Raw genomic sequence first — 17,034 nt, forward strand, 5'->3', positions numbered from 1 at the left:
GCCGATACATCCGCTAAATATCCGGCGCTTGAAATGCAGTCTTCGTGAGCAAGCTCACTCCCACAAGTCCTGTGTTTGCTGCTCGACAGCGCGGTGTCAAAACACAGACCCGCGCTCAGAGCACATGGCGACACCGATCTCCCCGCCGACGAAGAACCCGTGGGAGGAGCTTGCTCGCGAAGACGCCGATACATCCGCTAAATATCCGGCGCTTGAAATGCAGTCTTCGTGAGCAAGCTCACTCCCACAAGTCCTGTGTTTGCTGCTCGACAGCGCGGTGTCAAAACACAGACCCGCGCTCAGAGCACATGGCGACACCGATCTCCCCGCCGACTGATAACCCGTGGGAGCGAGCTTGCTCGCGAAGGCTCACTGTCAGTCACCCGACAACGTTGCTGACTGTCCCGGCCTCTTCCTGAGCAAGCTCAGTCCCACATGGGCAGTGTTGGCTGGCTGAATTACGCGGTGTCAGAGCGATGGGGAATTTTCCATCCAACACCCCCACGCCCTCTTCATCACCCCACGCTTCAGTTCGTCACGCAGCGGCCGATGTACAGGCGTCCATAACTACAATTCGCAGGAATCATCATGTCTCGCTGGTTTACCCAACGCCTTGGAAATATGAGCGTCAGCCTCAAACTGGGTATCGGTTTCGGCCTGGTGCTATTGCTGACGCTGCTCATCACGGCGACGGGGTGGTCTAGCGTGAAGGCGTTGATCGAGCGCGGCGACAAGCTGGGGATGATCTCGCAGATCAGTGAGCGGACGATGGATCTGCGCACGGCACGCATGGTGTATGAAACCCAATACACCGCTGAAGCCGCGACGGCTGTCATGACCGCGCTGGACAATCTCGACGCCGACCTGAAAACCGCGCAGAGCATGGTCAAAGGTGTCGGCGATCTCAAACTGATGGACGCTCAGGCTCAGGCCGCGGGCGAATACCGCCGCGCCTTTGGCGACATGACCAAAGCCATCCAGACCCGCGAAGCGAGCCGAACCAATCTGGGAACTACGGCCGATGCAGCCGTAGATGTCGTCAAAAAGATTGAAGAAGCGTTGATCCAGCACGACAACATCCTGCAATTCAACAGCGCGGTGGATGTCAGCAAACAGATTCAGCAGGCACGCTTCCAGGTGCGCGGTTACACCTTCAGCGGCAAAGCGGATTTCGAGAAGAACGCCACCGCCGCCATCGACGAAGCCATCGTCGGAGTGAACACGCTGGCCGGGGACGTTTCCTCCCAATACATCCCGCAGCTGCAAAAGGCCAACCTGGCGCTCAAAGGCTACCGCGACGCTGTCGGCCAGTACCGTGACGCACAACTGGTCAGCGTTCAGGCACTGGCCAAAATGACCGAGCTGGGCCAGCAGCTGCTGGACAACAGCGAACAATTGAACAGTTCGCAAAACGCCAAGCGTGATGCAGACACTCGTCAGGCCCAATCGACGCTTGGCATCGCTACGATAGTGGCCCTGATCCTCGGTGCTCTCGCCGCCTGGATCATCACACGACAAATCACGGTGCCACTGGGCCAGACACTCGTGGCGGTCGAGCGCGTGGCGTCCGGTGATCTGACCCACAACTTGAGCGTCGACCGCCGCGATGAGCTGGGTCAGTTGCAGGGCAGCATCCAGCGCATGACCGTGGAGCTTCGTCAGTTGATCAGCGGCATCGGCGAAGGTGTGACGCAGATCGCCAGCGCTGCCGAAGAACTGTCGGCGGTCACCGAACAGACCAGCGCCGGCGTCAACAGCCAGAAGGTCGAGACTGACCAGGTAGCGACCGCGATGCACGAGATGACCGCCACGGTGCAGGAAGTCGCCCGTAACGCCGAAGAAGCGTCCGAGGCCGCCGTAGCTGCCGACCTCCAGGCGCGCGAAGGCGACAAGGTGGTCAACGAGGCCATCGCCCAGATCGAGCTTCTCGCCACCGAAGTCGGTCACTCCACCGAGGCCATGGCCCAGCTCAAGCGCGAGAGCGACAAGATCGGCAGCGTCCTCGACGTGATCAAGTCCGTCGCACAGCAAACCAACCTCCTCGCCCTGAACGCCGCTATCGAGGCTGCGCGGGCGGGCGAGGCTGGTCGCGGATTTGCCGTGGTGGCGGACGAAGTGCGCAGCCTGGCGCAGCGCACGCAGAAATCCACTGAAGAGATCGAGGAACTTATTTCCGGCCTGCAGAACGGCACGCGGCAGGTGGCGACGATCATGGACAACAGCCGCGAGCTCACTGTCAGCAGCGTAGAGCTGACCCGACGTGCTGGCAGCTCGTTGGAAAGCATCACCCGCACCGTGTCTGCGATTCAATCCATGAACCAGCAAATCGCTGCCGCGGCCGAGGAGCAAAGCGCCACCGCCGAAGAGATCAACCGCAGTGTGCTCAACGTGCGCGATGTATCGGAACAGACCTCGGCCGCGAGCGAGGAAACTGCCGCATCGAGCGTCGAACTGGCGCGACTGGGCAGCCATCTGCAAGCGCTGGTGGGTCGCTTCCGGGTCTGATTCAGTGGCCTGCCCCGCACTTGTATCAGTAACGCACCTGCCGCAAAACCTCCGATCAGGGGTGGAATCTGTGACACGCGTCACCCCTTCCCGCTCCTCGGAAATCTCCTACGACCTGATCAGGTCACGCCTCCGCTTGCCCTGCCGATGCGCGTTTATCGCTCATCCGCAGGAGACGCATCATGCTGCAAGGCATCAACCGGACGCTGGCCAACACCAGCGTCAAACTCAAACTCTCGCTGGGCTTCGGCCTGGTTCTGCTTCTGACCCTGGCCATCACGCTGACCGGCTGGCATGGGCTCGACACCATGATCGAGCGCTCGGAGTCATTGACCTCCATCGCCCAGCTCAACGCGATGACCAAGGACCTGCGCGCCGAGCGCATTGTCTTTCGGGTCGAAAACACCGCTGACAGCGCCTCGCGCGTCGTTGCCCGCATCAATGAGATCGAAGCGCATCTGGTGTTCCTGCGTGACGACGCCCCACCGGCCGACATCCTCACGTTACTCAACGGGCAGAGCGACACCGTACGAGCCCTCGAAGCCACCTTCGCCGATCTGGCCAAGCTGTTGAGTGCGCGGGCAGATTCCCGCGCGCAACTGGCCGTTCTGTCTGAAGAGGCGATCACGTCCATTGGCCAGGTGGAAAGCGAAGTCTTGAAGGCCGTGAGTCAGGAGCAGGACAGCAGCGAGCGGCTGGGGGAGTTCACCAACATCCAGCAGTTGCGCGGCCAGGTGCAGAACGCCCGTTACGAAGTCCAGGCGTACGTGTTCAGCGGTAAGGAGTCCTACGAGGTCGCCGCCATTACCGCCATCGACGAAGCGCTGAAGGAAGTCGAACAAATTGCCACCGACCAGGCCGATGGCAATATCAGTGAATTGCTCAACGCCCGTAAGACGCTGCTCAAGTACCGCGAGCACATGGGCCAGTTCAAGGACCTCCAGGTCAAGGTTGAAGCGGCGCAGGAGTCCATGGAGGCGCTCAGCGAGAATCTGCTGACGTCAACCGGGGAGATCACTGCGCTGCAAGGCCAGCGGCGTGATGCCGAAGCCACTCAGTCGCGGCAGACGCTCAGTGGCGTGGCCGGGTTGGCGATGCTGCTTGGCCTGCTGGCCGCCTGGCTGATCACCCAGCAGATCATCGCGCCGCTACGGCTGACCTTGAGCGCCGCTGCGCGCATCGCCAAGGGTGATCTGAGTCAGGACCTGGAAATCGGCCGTCACGACGAAATGGGCATGCTCCAGCGCAGCATGCAGGACATGACCCTGAGCCTGCGGCAACTCATCAGCGGCATCAGCGACGGCGTGACCCAGATTGCCAGCGCGGCAGAGCAGCTGTCGGCCGTCACTGCGCAGACCAGCGTGGGCGTCACCAGCCAGAAAGACGAAACGGACTGCGTCGCCACGGCGATGAACCAGATGACCTCGACCGTGATGGAAGTGGCCCGCAATGCCGAAGAAGCGAGTGAAGCCGCGCGGCACGCTGATCAGCAGGCGCGGGACGGCGACAAGGTGGTCAACGACGCTATCGCGCAGATCGAGCGCCTGGCGCTGGAGGTCAACTACTCAACCCAAGCCATGGGCAAGCTGAAACTGGAAAGCGACAAGATCGGCGGGGTGCTCGACGTGATCAAGTCAGTGTCGCAGCAGACCAATCTGCTCGCACTGAACGCCGCCATCGAGGCCGCCCGTGCAGGCGAAGCGGGACGCGGGTTTGCGGTGGTGGCCGATGAGGTTCGCGGCCTGGCGCAGCGCACTCAGGAATCCACCGAAGAAATCGAAGTACTCATCGCGGCGCTGCAAAGCGGCACCCAGCAGGTGGTGATGACCCTTGATGCCAGCCGGACCCTGACCGACAGCAGCGTCGAGCTGAGTCGTCAGGCCGGCGATGCCCTGGGACACATCACACGCACGGTGTCGACGATTCAGACGATGAACCAGCAGATCGCTGCCGCGGGCGAGGAGCAGAGCAGCGTGGCGGAGCAGATCAACCGCAGCGTGCTGAACGTGCGGGATGTGTCCGAGCAAACCGCCGCGTCCAGCGAAGAGACGGCCGCGTCGAGCATTGAACTGGCGCGGCTGGGGGTGCAGTTGCAGGAGATGGTCGGGAAGTTTCGGGTGAGTTGAGGCGAAACGGGGAAGCGCCTACACCGATCCCCAAACAAAAACGCCGCCGAAGATTGGCTCTTCGGCGGCGTTTTGTTTAGCGGGTGGATCAGGCGTTGACGAGGGTCGCGTCGTTCACATGGGTCGCTGGCTGCAGAGGCAGCAGCGGCGCATGAGGATCGGCTTCGACCGAGGCGCGCCAGGCATTGAGCCACGCAGAATTGCCTTCGCTCCAGACCAGTTCGTGCAACCGAGCCAGTGCAACCGGATCGCTCAGCAATTGCAGGCGCTCATGGTTGTTCAGGAGTTCAGGGCCACCCTTGATCGCATGACGCACACGCTCGACACGCATCCACTCGATCGGCTCGGCTTCGCGATGGCGAGAGGTCGCCAGCGCACAGGCCAAAGCGTTCTGCTGCGGATCAACCACGGCCCGAACAAAGCCGTCGTTCAGCGCGTGCCAGCGGTTCTCGTGGGTGTACTTGTCTGTGGACACCAGCTCTTGCGGGGGCGTGTGCTCTTCCGGGATCAGGAAGAGCTTGGTGTCGCGCGCCTTCAAACCCAGGTTCGTGCGGCTGGAAATCACCGACACCGGGATCGACAGCATCAACGAACCCACGATCGGCACCAGCCACCACAGAAAGCTCGGGTTCAGCCAAGCCACCAGCAGCGCCCAGCAAAAGCCCAGCAGCGTCTGCGGGCCGTGACGCTTGACCGCTTCGCTCCATGGCGTCGAGTCATCATCACGCTGCGGTGAGTTCCAGGTCGCTGCCCAGCCCAGGAAAGCGGCCAGTACAAAGCGGGTGTGGAAGATCATGCGCACCGGCGCCAGCAGCATGGAGAACAGCATCTCCAGCAGCATCGACATCGTAACCTTGATGCGACCACCAAAGCCGGTCGCGCCCTTGGCCCAGATCAGAATGACGCTGAGCAGTTTCGGCAGGAACAACAGCACGACGGTCGTCGAGAACAAGGCGACGGCTTTTTCCGGGTGCCACTGTGGCCACAACGGATACAGCTGACGCGGCTCCATGAAGTAGGTCGGCTCCATCAGCGTGTTCACCGCCAGCAACGCAGTGGACAACACCAGGAAGAAGAACCACAACGGCGCCGACAGATAGGACATCACGCCGGTCAGGAACACCGCACGGTGTACCGGGTGCATGCCTTTCACCAGGAACAGGCGGAAGTTCATCAGGTTACCGTGGCACCAGCGACGGTCACGCTTGAGCTCATCCAGCAGGTTCGGCGGCAGCTCTTCGTAACTGCCCGGCAGGTCGTAGGCAATCCACACGCCCCAGCCGGCACGGCGCATCAGCGCAGCTTCGACGAAGTCGTGGGACAAAATTGCACCGGCGAAGGCGCCCTTCCCGGGCAGCGGCGCCAGGGCGCAATGCTCGATGAATGGCTTCATGCGGATGATCGCGTTGTGACCCCAGTAGTGGGATTCACCCAGCTGCCAGAAGTGCAGGCCGGCCGTGAACAGCGGGCCGTATACGCGAGTCGCGAACTGCTGCATGCGGGCATACAGCGTATCCATGCCCGAAGCACGTGGCGCGGTCTGGATGATACCGGCGTCCGGCGTCGCTTCCATCAGGCGCACGAGGCTGGTCAGGCAGTCGCCACTCATGACCGAGTCAGCGTCAAGCACGACCATGTAGCGGTATTCACCGCCCCAACGACGGCAGAAGTCATCGAGGTTACCGCTCTTGCGCTTAACGCGACGGCGGCGACGACGATAGAAGATCTTGCCGAAACCGCCGGTCTCACGGCACACGTCCAGCCAGGCTTGTTGCTCGGCCACGCAGATGTCGGTTTCGTTGGAGTCGCTGAGAATGAAGAAGTCGAAACGATCCAGATCGCCCGTGGCTTTAACCGATTCGAACGTCGCCCGCAGACCCGCGAATACACGAGGCACGTCTTCGTTGCAGATCGGCATGACCAGCGCAGTGCGCGCACCGGCTTCGATCGGCTCATTGCCCGCACTGGCACCGGAAATACGGTACTTGTCGTGGCCAGTGAGCAGTTCGAGGAAGCCCATCAGCGCGGTCCAGAAACCCGCTGATACCCAGCAGAACAGAATGCCGAACAGCAACAGAATGCTGGTCTGCAACGCGTACGGCATGACCTGAACCGCGGTCTGCCACAGGGTCTGATGACTGATTTCGTCAAACGAAACCAGCGACCAGCCCTGGTACGGCAGGATGCCTTTCATGTAGAAGCCGGCGACGATGGTCTGGCCCAGCATGAGGATCAGCAAAATGTAGCGACGGATCGAACCGACGGTGCGCCAGCGCGCTTTCGGCAGATCCCGTGGCAAATCGTCCTTTGGCGGCGGCGGGTTGGATTTCCCGGTCAACCGGCGCCAGCCGCGGTGCAGGATGTTGGTCCGCCACGGCTCCGGCACGACTTTGGTCCGACGAATCGGCGGCGTAGCTTTCAGGACCACGCGCCCGCTGGCGTCGACACTCAGCATCTCGGCTTCGCGCAGTTCATCAGCGGTCGTCAGGGTGAGGCGACGACCCACCGAAGCCTGGGAGGCCTCGGCAGAATCAGCGACGGTCTGCGCCGAAAGGCGTTCGTGCAACTCAGCGAACGAGGTGCAGTTGGCAAGTTCTGCCCGCTGCGCATCGGTCATCGGCAAGTGCGCCAGGTACTCGCTGAGAGACTCATTCAAAGGCTCTGGCACCGCGTGTGAATTACTCATCGGCTGGCAACTGGTAGCTCCAGGTTTCGGTCAGGACTTGTTGAATCATGGCCGGCCCCTGTTGGGTGGATGCAGCCTCTACCGCTGGCTGCGGGGTATCTTTCACGCCTTTGTTGGCCTTGGCAGCGTCGCCCAGAGCGGCTTCGGGCTTGGAGGCCTCGTCCGACTTGGCTTCCGCTACTTTGGTGGCGTCGGCAGACTTGGCGGCGTCTTTGCTGTCGGCTTTCGGGCCTTTGGCTTCCTTCGCATCACCCGCCTTCAAAGCGTCGGTTTTAACGATTTCAGCTTTCTCGTCCTTCGGCGCAGCAACGACTGGGGCAGCGGCAACAGCAGGCTTGGAATCAGCTTTGGCGGCCGGCTTCTTGTCGGACTTGTCAGCTGTGATCACCGCAGGCTCTTTGCCTGGCTCAGCAGGGGTTTCGCGCAGCAGATAAGCACGCATCTCAACCGCCTTGCCCGGATCCTTGACCTTCAGGCGCAGCGTCAGACGCCAGCCTTTGGTCACCGGGTTGTAGCGCAGGTTGTTCTCGACCAGATCAGTGTTGTCGTCGGTGATGACCTGACTGCGGATCGACGGATCTTCGCCCAGCTTGGCGAGGGTCGGGCCGACAAAATCGACCAGGTAGGCAACGCTGCCGTCCGGTTGACGAATCAGGTTGGACTGCTTCACGTCACCAGTGGAGCGCAGGGTCTGCTTGACCCAGCCCAGATCTGGCGAGTGAATGGCATCTTCATCCATGGTCCAGTGCAGACGATAGTTGAAGTCGATCGCCTGACCCGGCTCTGGCTGGGTTTCCGGCTTCCAGAACGCAACGATGTTGTCGTTGGTTTCATCGGCAGTCGGGATCTCTACCAGATCAACAGTGCCCTTGCCCCAGTCGCCCTTCGGCTCGATCCAGGCGCTTGGACGTTTGTCGTAGCGGTCATCCAGATCTTCGTAGTGGCTGAAGTTGCGGCCACGTTGCAGCAGACCGAAACCGCGCGGGTTCTCCACAGAGAAGCTGCTGACCGAAAGGTGTTTAGGGTTGTTCAGCGGCCGCCAGATCCACTCGCCATTGGCGGCCTGAATCGACAGACCGCTGGAGTCGTGCAGCTCGCGACGATAGTTGAGGACTTTCGACGGCTGATTGGCACCGAACAGGTACATGCTGGTCAGCGGCGCAACGCCCAGTTTGCCGACCTTGTCACGCAGGTACATGCGCGACTGGACATCAACCAGTGTGTTGGTGCCCGGACGCAGGGTCAGCTTGTACGCGCCAGTGGCGCGAGGGGAGTCGAGCAGGGCGAAGATGACCAGATGGTTGTCATCCGGGTTCGGCTTCTCGATCCAGAATTCGGTGAAGCGAGGGAATTCTTCACCCGACGGCATGGCCGTGTCGATCGCCATCCCGCGCGCAGACAGACCATAAACCTGACCTTTACCGATGACGCGGAAGTAGCTCGCGCCCAGCATGGTCATGATTTCGTCTTGCTTGTCGTCTTTGTTGATCGGGTAAGTCACGCGGAAACCGGCATAGCCCAGGTTCTCGGTCGACTTCGGATCGAACTTCACGTCGCCGAAATCGAAACGACTCGGGTCGTACTTGATCTCGTTGACGGAGTTGGCGGTGACTTCGTTGATCTTGACCGGGGTGTCGAAGTGCATGCCCTGGTGGTAGAAAGACACCTTGAACGGAGTCTTGTCATTGGCCCATTCGGCTTTGTCTTGCAGGAAGCGGATCTTTTGATAGTCCGCGAACTTCATGTCGCGGAATTCGGCCGGAAGATTGCTCTTCGGCGCGGTGAATTTCTGTCCGGCCAGATCTTTGGCCTTTGTCGCCACGTCGTCGAGATCGAACGCCCACAGCTGACTGGCGCCGAACAGACAAAACAAAGCCGACCCTGCCAGCAGTGCGCTACGCAAGCGACCACCCGGGTTCTTTGGTGCATTACATGGACTAACAATCACGAGCAACCCTCGCCGAAAACAGATGAAGAAACCAACGGCCAGCTATCAAATGCCGGGTTGGCGAGCATTGTTCCGACTCCAAAAGGGGCCAATGATTCCCCAAGCGGTGTCGGACCAGTCTGCGTTTTACCGATTTGACGGGCCCTGGCCCGTCCTTGTAGCGCGCGATTATCCAGTAGCTCGCGTTACAACGCATCAGGTGACGCAAACTATTTATTGCGTTTAAAGCGCGTAAATCCGGGGTCATCAAACAGACCTGGCCATTCAGGTCTCAAGCAAAAATGTCACGGGGCCATCGTTGACCAGATGCACCTGCATATCTGCACCAAACTGGCCCGTTTCCACGGTCGGGTGAGACGTTCTGGCCTTCGTCACCAGGTAGCCAAACAGCTCGGCACCGAGTGCCGGAGGCGCGGCTTTTGAGAAGCTCGGCCGCATCCCGCTTTTGGTATCCGCCGCCAGTGTGAACTGAGAGACCAGCAACAACCCGCCATTAACGTCGGTTAACGAAAGATTCATCCTTGCGTCGGCGTCACTGAATACCCGGTAGTTAAGCAGCTTGTGCAACATCTTGTCGGCGCTGGTCGGCGTGTCTTGAGGCTCGATGCCAATCAGGACCATTAATCCTTGATCAATCGCGCCAATGGTTTCGCCGGCGACGTCGACGCGCGCCTGGGAAACGCGCTGCAGCAACGCTTTCATTTATGCTTCTTCCGGGGGTAGATCCAGCAAACGGCGCGCCACTTCTGACGCTGCGCGCACCAGCGCATCGGTGATCCCCGGTTCGGACGCCGAGTGCCCGGCGTCGCGGATGACCTGCAGCTCACTGTTCGGCCACGCCTGATGCAGCTCCCAGGCGTTGTCCAGCGTGCAGATCATGTCGTAGCGGCCATGGACGATGATGCCCGGCAGATGGGCGATCTTCGGCATGTCGCGAATCAGCTGGTTTTCTTCAAGGAACGCGCCGTTGGTGAAGTAGTGGCATTCGATGCGCGCGATGGACAGGGCGCGATGGGGCTCGGTGAAGCGATCGACCACCTGCGGGTTCGGACGCAACGTGGCGGTGCGCCCTTCCCACGTCGACCATGCCTTAGCGGCGTGCATCTGCGCGATCTGGTCACTGCCGGTGAGGCGTTTGTGGAATGCGCCGAGCACGTCGTGGCGCTCGTCCGGCGGAATCGGCGCCATGTAATCCTGCCAGTAATCAGGGAACAGCCGGCTCGCACCCTCCTGATAAAACCACTTGATGTCCTGGGGACGGCTCAGAAAGATGCCGCGCAAAATCAGTGCGTGAACCCGATCCGGGTGCTTCTGCGCGTAGGCCAGGGAAAGCGTCGAACCCCACGAGCCACCGAACACCACCCATTTGTCGATGCCCAGATGAGTGCGAATGCGTTCGAGGTCGTCGACCAGATGCCAGGTGGTGTTGTTTTCCAGGCTGGCGTGAGGAATGGACCGGCCGCAACCGCGCTGATCGAACGTGATGATGCGGTAGAGGTTCGGATCGAAGTAGCGGCGGCTCTGTGCGTCGCATCCCGAACCCGGCCCGCCGTGGATGAAGATGACGGGCAAGCCGTCTGGCGAGCCGCTTTCATCGACATACAGCACATGCGGCTCTTCCACCGCCAGATCGTGCCGGGCGTAAGGTTTGATCTGCGGGTACAAAGTCTGCATAGGTGCTCCAAAAGTCCGGTTCAGGGGCTGCGGTGTATCTGCCGTGGGGCATCATAAACCCGAATCGGCGAATGAACATGTCTGCCTCATTCTGGCCAACTGTGATCCCCTGTTTCACGCGGCATAAGCCCACTGAAAGCAGGCATGAGCAAGATCAACGTCAGAGTGGAACGATCAATGCAAGCCGTCTCCAGATCAGGGGGAAAGCGCCAGATATTCGCCGCCGGTGTGCATTGACGGCGAACCGAGGTAGCTTGTTCGAGTCGAACCGAGGGTCGTGCAACCGCGTATTTTTCATCCGATCGGGAGGAAATAACCAATGACACGCCCTACAGTCAACCCACCCATTTAATCGTCAAACCAACTTGAGGTCGTACCCGATGTCTCCGGAACCCAACGTTCGTGACGCTGAAGTGGCAGCCTTCCGAGAAGCTGTGCTGAACAAACTCGAGTATGCCGTCGGTAAAGACCCCGACCATGCCTTCGATCATGACTGGTTCATGGCAATCGCCCTGGCGACGCGCGACAAAATGGCCGAGCGCTGGATGAACCACACGCGCTACGTCTACCGTCAGGAAAAGAAGCGCGTCTATTACCTATCCCTCGAGTTCTTGATCGGCCGTCTGATGTTCGACAGCCTGAGCAACCTGGGCATTCTCGAAACCGCGCGCGAAGCGTTGAAGGGCCTGAACGTCGATCTGGAGCAGATTCGCTCGCTGGAACCTGACGCTGCACTGGGCAACGGCGGCCTCGGTCGTCTGGCCGCGTGCTTCATGGAAAGCATGTCGACCCTCGGCATTGCGGGTCATGGTTACGGCATTCGTTACGAGCACGGCCTGTTCCGTCAGGCCATCGTCGATGGCTGGCAGCAAGAGCAGACCGAGAACTGGCTGGACTTCGGTAACCCGTGGGAATTCGAACGCCCTGAAGTGATTTACCAGATCGGCTTCGGCGGCAGCGTCCAGCCCCTGCTTGATGCAGCCGGCGCACCTGTTCTGGATGCCTCGGGCGAAACCCGTCAGGTCTGGACCGCAGGTGAAACCGTCCGCGCGATCGCGTACGACACCCCGGTTGTGGGCTGGCGCGGCAAAGCGGTGAACACGCTGCGCCTGTGGCGTGCGCGCGCCGTGGAAGACCTGCACCTGGAACGCTTCAACGCCGGTGACCACGTCGGTGCGGTGGCGGAAGTGGTGCGGGCAGAAAGTATTTCCCGTGTGCTGTATCCAAACGACAGCACCGAAGCGGGCCAGGAACTGCGCCTGCGTCAGGAGTTCTTCTTCGTTTCGGCGTCGCTGCAGGATTTGCTGCGCCGTCACAAGAACATGGGCTACAGCATCAGCAGCCTGCCGGAACACGTGGCCATCCAGATGAACGACACGCACCCGTCGATCGCTGTGGCAGAGCTGATGCGCGTTCTGATCGACCTGCACGACGTGGAGTGGGACGAGGCCTGGCGCATCACCGTGGGCACCCTGGCGTACACCAACCACACGCTGCTGCCTGAAGCGCTGGAAACCTGGTCGGTCGGCCTGATGGAGCGCATGTTGCCGCGCCACATGCAGATCATTTACATGATCAACGCTCAGCACATCGACAAGGTTCGCCAGGACTTCAAAGACGACCCCGCACTGTTCGACCTGCTGCGCGCCGTGTCGCTGATCGAAGAAGACAACGGCCGTCGCGTGCGCATGGGTAACCTGGCATTCCTCGGTTCGCACAGCGTGAACGGTGTGTCAGCGCTGCACACGCAGCTGATGCGAAAAACCGTTTTCGCCCATCTGCACAAGCTGCACCCGGATCGCATCAACAATAAAACCAACGGCATCACCTTCCGCCGCTGGCTGTTCCAGTCCAACCCGCAACTGACGTCCATGCTGGTCAACGAGCTGGGCGAGCAGGTGCTCGACAACCACGAGACCGCACTGCTGAAACTGGAGCCGCTGGCCGACGACGCACGTTTCCAGAAGGAGTTCGCTGCTCAGCGCCTGCAAAGCAAACAAGCCCTGGCCTCCATCATTCAGGAACGCATGGGCATCTCGGTTAACCCCGAGGCGATGTTTGACGTGCAGGTCAAACGCATCCACGAGTACAAGCGTCAGTTGCTGAACCTGTTCCACACTGTGGCGCTGTATCAGGCCATGCGTGCCGACCCGAGCACCGACTGGGTGCCGCGGGTGAAGATCTTCGGCGGCAAGGCGGCGGCCAGTTATCACTCGGCCAAGCTGATCATCAAGCTGACCAACGACATCGCACGCACGGTCAACAATGACCCGACGCTGCGCGGCCGTTTGAAAGTGGTGTTCATGCCCAACTACAACGTCAGCCTGGCGGAAAGCATCATTCCGGCGGCGGATTTGTCGGAGCAGATTTCCACGGCAGGTCTGGAAGCTTCCGGCACCAGCAACATGAAGTTCGGCCTCAACGGTGCGCTTACCATCGGCACTCTCGACGGCGCCAACGTGGAGATGAGCGAGCAGGTCGGCCTGGAGCACATGTTCATCTTCGGCATGACCGCGCAGGAAGTCGAAGCGCGCAAGCATGCCGGTGAGTTCAACGCCCATCAGGACATCGCGGCGTCCGGGCGTTTGAATGACGTGCTGCAAGCGATTCGGGGCGGGGTGTTCTCGCCGGATGATCCGTATCGCTATGCCGGGCTGATCGATCAGTTGATCAACTACGACCGCTTCTTCGTCTGCGCGGACTTCGAGTCGTACTGGCACGCGCAGGCCAAGGTGGAAGCGCGCTGGCACGATTCGAAAGAATGGTGGCGCTCGGCGGTGCTCAACACCGCGCGCATGGGTTGGTTCTCTTCGGACCGGACCATCCGCGAGTACGCGACCGAAATCTGGAACGCGCTGGATTAAGGACGCGCGGGGTGATCGCCTCAGCGGAGACGATCACCTCGGCCACAGCACTCGGTTTCGAAGCAGATGCAAATCCTGTGGGAGCGAGCTTGCTCGCGAATAGGTATTTCAGCCGCTGGTGATTTAGCGGATGTACCGACCTTTTCGTGAGCAAGCTCACTCCCACAAGTTCACCAGCGTGGCCGAGATCCCGAGTCGATCCAGATCTCACTCCACAGTTCTCATCTGCATGTTGTCCACTGCCCCCTCCCCGACACAAAATGTTTCCCCTTTCCTGACGCCCGATATACTTTTCGCCATCGCCGTTAATCGGCCGAAAAGGGATGTCGTCGCGTGCAATGGATTCTTCTGCTGGCCGGTCTGGTAATCGGAGCGCTTCTTGATGAGTCGCTGTTGGGCGGCGCTGTCGGCGCGGTCATTGGCCTGGCCGCGGGCTTGAGCTTCCGGCTGAGCGCATTGACGCGGGAGGCCGCTGCGCAGAAAGCCGAGCTCGCCAAAACCCGGCTGGACCTCAACGCCGTTCAACAACGCCTTAGCCAGCTGGACTCAGCCGCCGCGCAATTGCCGGATGCGCCCGCGCCTGCGCCGTTGAATGTTCAGCCCATCGCAGACGACGGCCCGGAACTGCTGTGGGACCTCCCGGATCTTGAACCGGCCGCCTCGGACGCTGGCGACTCAGAATGGAGCCGGCCTCCGCACGCGCCGTCACCTACCGCCCCGAGCTACCCGCCCGCCTCCCTGCCCGCTTCAACCCAGCCCGCTCCTCCCCAGCACAGCCTCTTCGACAGCGCCTTACTGCGCGCGAAAAACTGGCTGCTGGGTGGCAACACCGTGCTGCGGGTCGGCGTGGTGCTGCTGTTTCTCGGCCTGGCGTTTCTGCTGCGCTACGCCACCGAAGGCATGGTCGTCCCGATCGAAGCCCGTTATGCCGGCGTGGCGTTGGCCGCCCTGGCGCTGCTGGGTCTGGGTTGGTGGTTGCGTCACCGCAACGAATCCTTCGCGTTGATGCTGCAGGGGACGGGCGTCGCGGTGCTGTACCTGACCGTATTCGCCGCCATGAAAGTCCACACCCTGCTGGCGCCGGGGATGGCGTTCAGCCTGTTGGTTGCAGTCACCGTGTTTTCGGCCATTCTCGCCGTCACGCAAAACTCCCTGGCCCTCGCCTGCGTGGCCGCGCTGGGCGGGTTTGCCGCGCCGCTGCTGACATCCTCCGGCGAGGGGAGTCATGTCGCGTTGTTCAGTTATTTCGCCCTGCTCAACGCCGGCATTTTCGCCATCGCGTGGTTCAAGGCATGGCGCCCGCTGAACCTGATCGGCTTCATCGGCACGTTCGGCATTGGCTTCGCCTGGGGCATGGACGCGTACACGCCCGAGCTGTTCTGGAGCACCGAACCCTTCCTGATTCTGTTCTTCCTGATGTACCTGGCCATCGGCCTGCTGTTCGCCCGACGCAAGCTGCAAGAGCATGCCGCCGGGCCCGACGACGACAGCCGCGAAGCCACCCTGCGCTGGTCCGCGCGCCAGACTCACTACGTCGATGGCAGCCTGTTGTTCGGCACGCCTATCGTGGGTTTCGGCCTGCAATACGCGCTCGTCAAACATTTGGAATTCGGCGCTGCATTGAGCGCACTGGCGCTTGGCTTGCTGTACATGGGCATCGCCCGGTTACTGGCCGGGCGCGCACCGGGTCGGGCATTGCTGTTGGTCGAAACGTGCCTGTCACTGGGCGTGGTGTTCGGCACGCTGGCGATTCCGCTCGGACTGAGCGCGCAATGGACCACGGTCGCCTGGGCGGTCGAAGGCGCGGCGGTATTTTGGCTGGGCATGCGCCAGAACCGCTTGCTGGCGCGGGCTTTCGGCTTGCTGCTGCAACTGGGCGCGGGGATCGCGTTCCTTGGCGTGGTCGGCCGCTGGTTTGTGCCGAACTTCAACCACGGCGATTTCTGGACACCGCTGATCATCGCGCTTGCCGGCCTGGTCAGCGCCTTCACGGTCGAGCGCGTAGGCACCTTGCGTTTGTCGTTGAGCAATCGCTTCCTGCAGCCATTGCTGTTGATCTGGGGCGCGCTGTGGTGGGGCGCGCTGTGGTGGTCCGCGGCAGTGGGCGTCAGCACCCATTACGTGCCGGGAGAGACCGAGTTCTCGACGCTCTTGCTGTTGGGCGCTTTCAGTGTCGGGCTGTGGACAATGGCGGCCCTGCGTCTGAACTGGGCGGGAATCGCGCAGCTGTCCACGCTGCTGACGCCCATGAGTGCGGTATTGCTGGCGCTGATGAGCTTCAACTCTTACTACAACCCTGCCGCCGATTGGGGCTGGCTGGGCTGGCTCGCGGTGTTTGCGGTTCATCTGTGGTCGCTGAATCGGCTCGACAAACTGCTGCTCCCGCGCTTGCGCAGTGCAGCCCATGTGATCGGCTGCTGGCTGATCATCGCCGTGCTCTCGCTGCAACTTCGTTACGGATTGCTGGTGTTGTCGGAGTCGTATAACGCTTGGCGCTGGCTGGGCTGGGCGTTGCTGCCAAGCCTGTACTTGCTGGCGATGACCGCATCCCGCACGTGGCCCTGGCCTGTCGGGGCGTACCCGCGCGAATACCGCGTCTGGGCCGCCGCGCCGCTGGCGGCATTGATGCTCGGCTGGTTCTGGCTGGCGAACGGGTTCAGCGAAGGCGCTGCCGATCCCCTGCCCTATCTGCCGCTGCTGAACCCGCTGGAGCTGGGCTTGCTGATCACACTGACCGGTATCTTCAGTTGGAGCCGCCAGCAACTCCCGCAATTGGGCGTCAGCGAGGGGCGGGCTCAAAAAGCGGCGCTGGTCATTGCCGGCGCATCGCTATTTGCGTTGATCACAGCCATGGTCCTTCGCACGGCGCATCACTGGCTGGGCGTGGCCTGGTATCCGGATGCGCTGTTTGAATCCATGCGGGTGCAGGCCGGGCTTTCCATCGTCTGGACGCTGACCGCGCTGGCGCTGATGATCGGCGGCCACCTGCGCGCCCGCCGCGACCTGTGGATCGTCGGCGCCGCGCTGATCGGGGTTGTCGTCGCCAAGCTGTTCTTCGTCGAGCTGAGCAATCGCGGCGGCTTGGAGCGAATCATTTCCTTCATCGGCGTTGGCGTTCTGTTGCTGGTGGTGGGATATTTCGCCCCCCTGCCGCCCCGGCATCCGGCTCGAAGCGAGGGTCTGACCGACGCCGACCCGGCGGACCGGGCATCGAAATGAAGCGCGTAAGGA

8 protein-coding genes and 1 pseudogene are annotated in these 17,034 nt (G+C 61.4%); 5 read left to right on the forward strand and 4 right to left on the reverse strand.

Translation table 11 applies throughout. The features are described from left to right. Positions 1–588 precede the first annotated feature (588 nt). The 3 genes and pseudogenes from QMX88_RS12720 (at position 589) to QMX88_RS29680 (ending at position 4,631) form a co-directional block, all read left to right on the forward strand. Positions 589–2,505, forward strand: a complete 1,917-nt coding sequence (locus QMX88_RS12720) for a methyl-accepting chemotaxis protein (protein ID WP_282369761.1) — start codon at positions 589–591, stop codon at positions 2,503–2,505. A gap of 308 nt (positions 2,506–2,813) precedes the next feature. After that, positions 2,814–3,773 (forward strand): annotated as a pseudogene (locus QMX88_RS29675) (methyl-accepting chemotaxis protein); the annotation flags it as partial. After that, positions 3,765–4,631: a methyl-accepting chemotaxis protein gene (locus QMX88_RS29680; RefSeq protein WP_442969453.1), complete on the forward strand. Its 867-nt coding sequence runs from the start codon at positions 3,765–3,767 to the stop codon at positions 4,629–4,631. The pseudogene QMX88_RS29675 and the gene QMX88_RS29680, both read left to right, overlap by 9 nt. Positions 4,632–4,719: 88 nt before the next feature. On the opposite strand, the gene mdoH is transcribed toward QMX88_RS29680, so the two are convergent. The 4 genes from mdoH to pip all read right to left on the reverse strand — a co-directional run bounded on the left by mdoH (position 4,720) and on the right by pip (position 10,939). Then, entirely contained in the window at positions 4,720–7,317 is a 2,598-nt protein-coding gene (gene mdoH / locus QMX88_RS12730; RefSeq protein ID WP_282369764.1) for a glucans biosynthesis glucosyltransferase MdoH, read from the reverse strand. Beyond that, positions 7,310–9,265: a glucan biosynthesis protein gene (locus QMX88_RS12735; protein ID WP_282369765.1), complete on the reverse strand. Its 1,956-nt coding sequence runs from the start codon at positions 9,263–9,265 to the stop codon at positions 7,310–7,312. Before QMX88_RS12735 ends, mdoH begins: the two co-directional genes overlap by 8 nt. A 264-nt stretch (positions 9,266–9,529) precedes the next feature. Continuing rightward, complete coding sequence (gene dtd / locus QMX88_RS12740; RefSeq protein WP_282369766.1) at positions 9,530–9,967, reverse strand: D-aminoacyl-tRNA deacylase; 438 nt, start codon at positions 9,965–9,967, stop codon at positions 9,530–9,532. After that, positions 9,968–10,939, reverse strand: a complete 972-nt coding sequence (pip, locus tag QMX88_RS12745; RefSeq protein ID WP_122533954.1) for a prolyl aminopeptidase — start codon at positions 10,937–10,939, stop codon at positions 9,968–9,970. A 380-nt stretch (positions 10,940–11,319) separates the two neighbouring features. On the opposite strand from pip, the gene QMX88_RS12750 reads away from it, so the two are divergent. Both QMX88_RS12750 and QMX88_RS12755 read left to right on the forward strand, forming a co-directional pair. Beyond that, on the forward strand, positions 11,320–13,803 hold the full coding sequence (locus QMX88_RS12750) for a glycogen/starch/alpha-glucan phosphorylase (protein ID WP_192171236.1): 2,484 nt from the start codon (positions 11,320–11,322) through the stop codon (positions 13,801–13,803). Between the two features lie 333 nt (positions 13,804–14,136). Continuing rightward, positions 14,137–17,022 carry a DUF2339 domain-containing protein gene (locus QMX88_RS12755; protein ID WP_282369769.1) on the forward strand — a complete coding sequence of 962 codons (2,886 nt, stop codon included), beginning with the start codon at positions 14,137–14,139 and terminating at the stop codon, positions 17,020–17,022. The last annotated feature ends 12 nt before the right edge of the window (positions 17,023–17,034 follow it).

Origin of the sequence: Pseudomonas sp. PS02290 (assembly GCF_029960075.1) — a bacterium.
Classification (GTDB): domain Bacteria; phylum Pseudomonadota; class Gammaproteobacteria; order Pseudomonadales; family Pseudomonadaceae; genus Aquipseudomonas.

What these genes read in the sequence shown, in the direction of transcription:
- QMX88_RS12720 (WP_282369761.1), top strand. Translation starts at nt 589, where the DNA reads ATGTCTCGCTGGTTTACCCAACGCCTTGGAAATATGAGCGTCAGCCTC.
- QMX88_RS29680 (WP_442969453.1), top strand. Translation starts at nt 3,765, where the DNA reads ATGACCCTGAGCCTGCGGCAACTCATCAGCGGCATCAGCGACGGCGTG.
- mdoH (WP_282369764.1), bottom strand. Translation starts at nt 7,317, where the DNA reads ATGAGTAATTCACACGCGGTGCCAGAGCCTTTGAATGAGTCTCTCAGC.
- dtd (WP_282369766.1), bottom strand. Translation starts at nt 9,967, where the DNA reads ATGAAAGCGTTGCTGCAGCGCGTTTCCCAGGCGCGCGTCGACGTCGCC.
- pip (WP_122533954.1), bottom strand. Translation starts at nt 10,939, where the DNA reads ATGCAGACTTTGTACCCGCAGATCAAACCTTACGCCCGGCACGATCTG.
- QMX88_RS12750 (WP_192171236.1), top strand. Translation starts at nt 11,320, where the DNA reads ATGTCTCCGGAACCCAACGTTCGTGACGCTGAAGTGGCAGCCTTCCGA.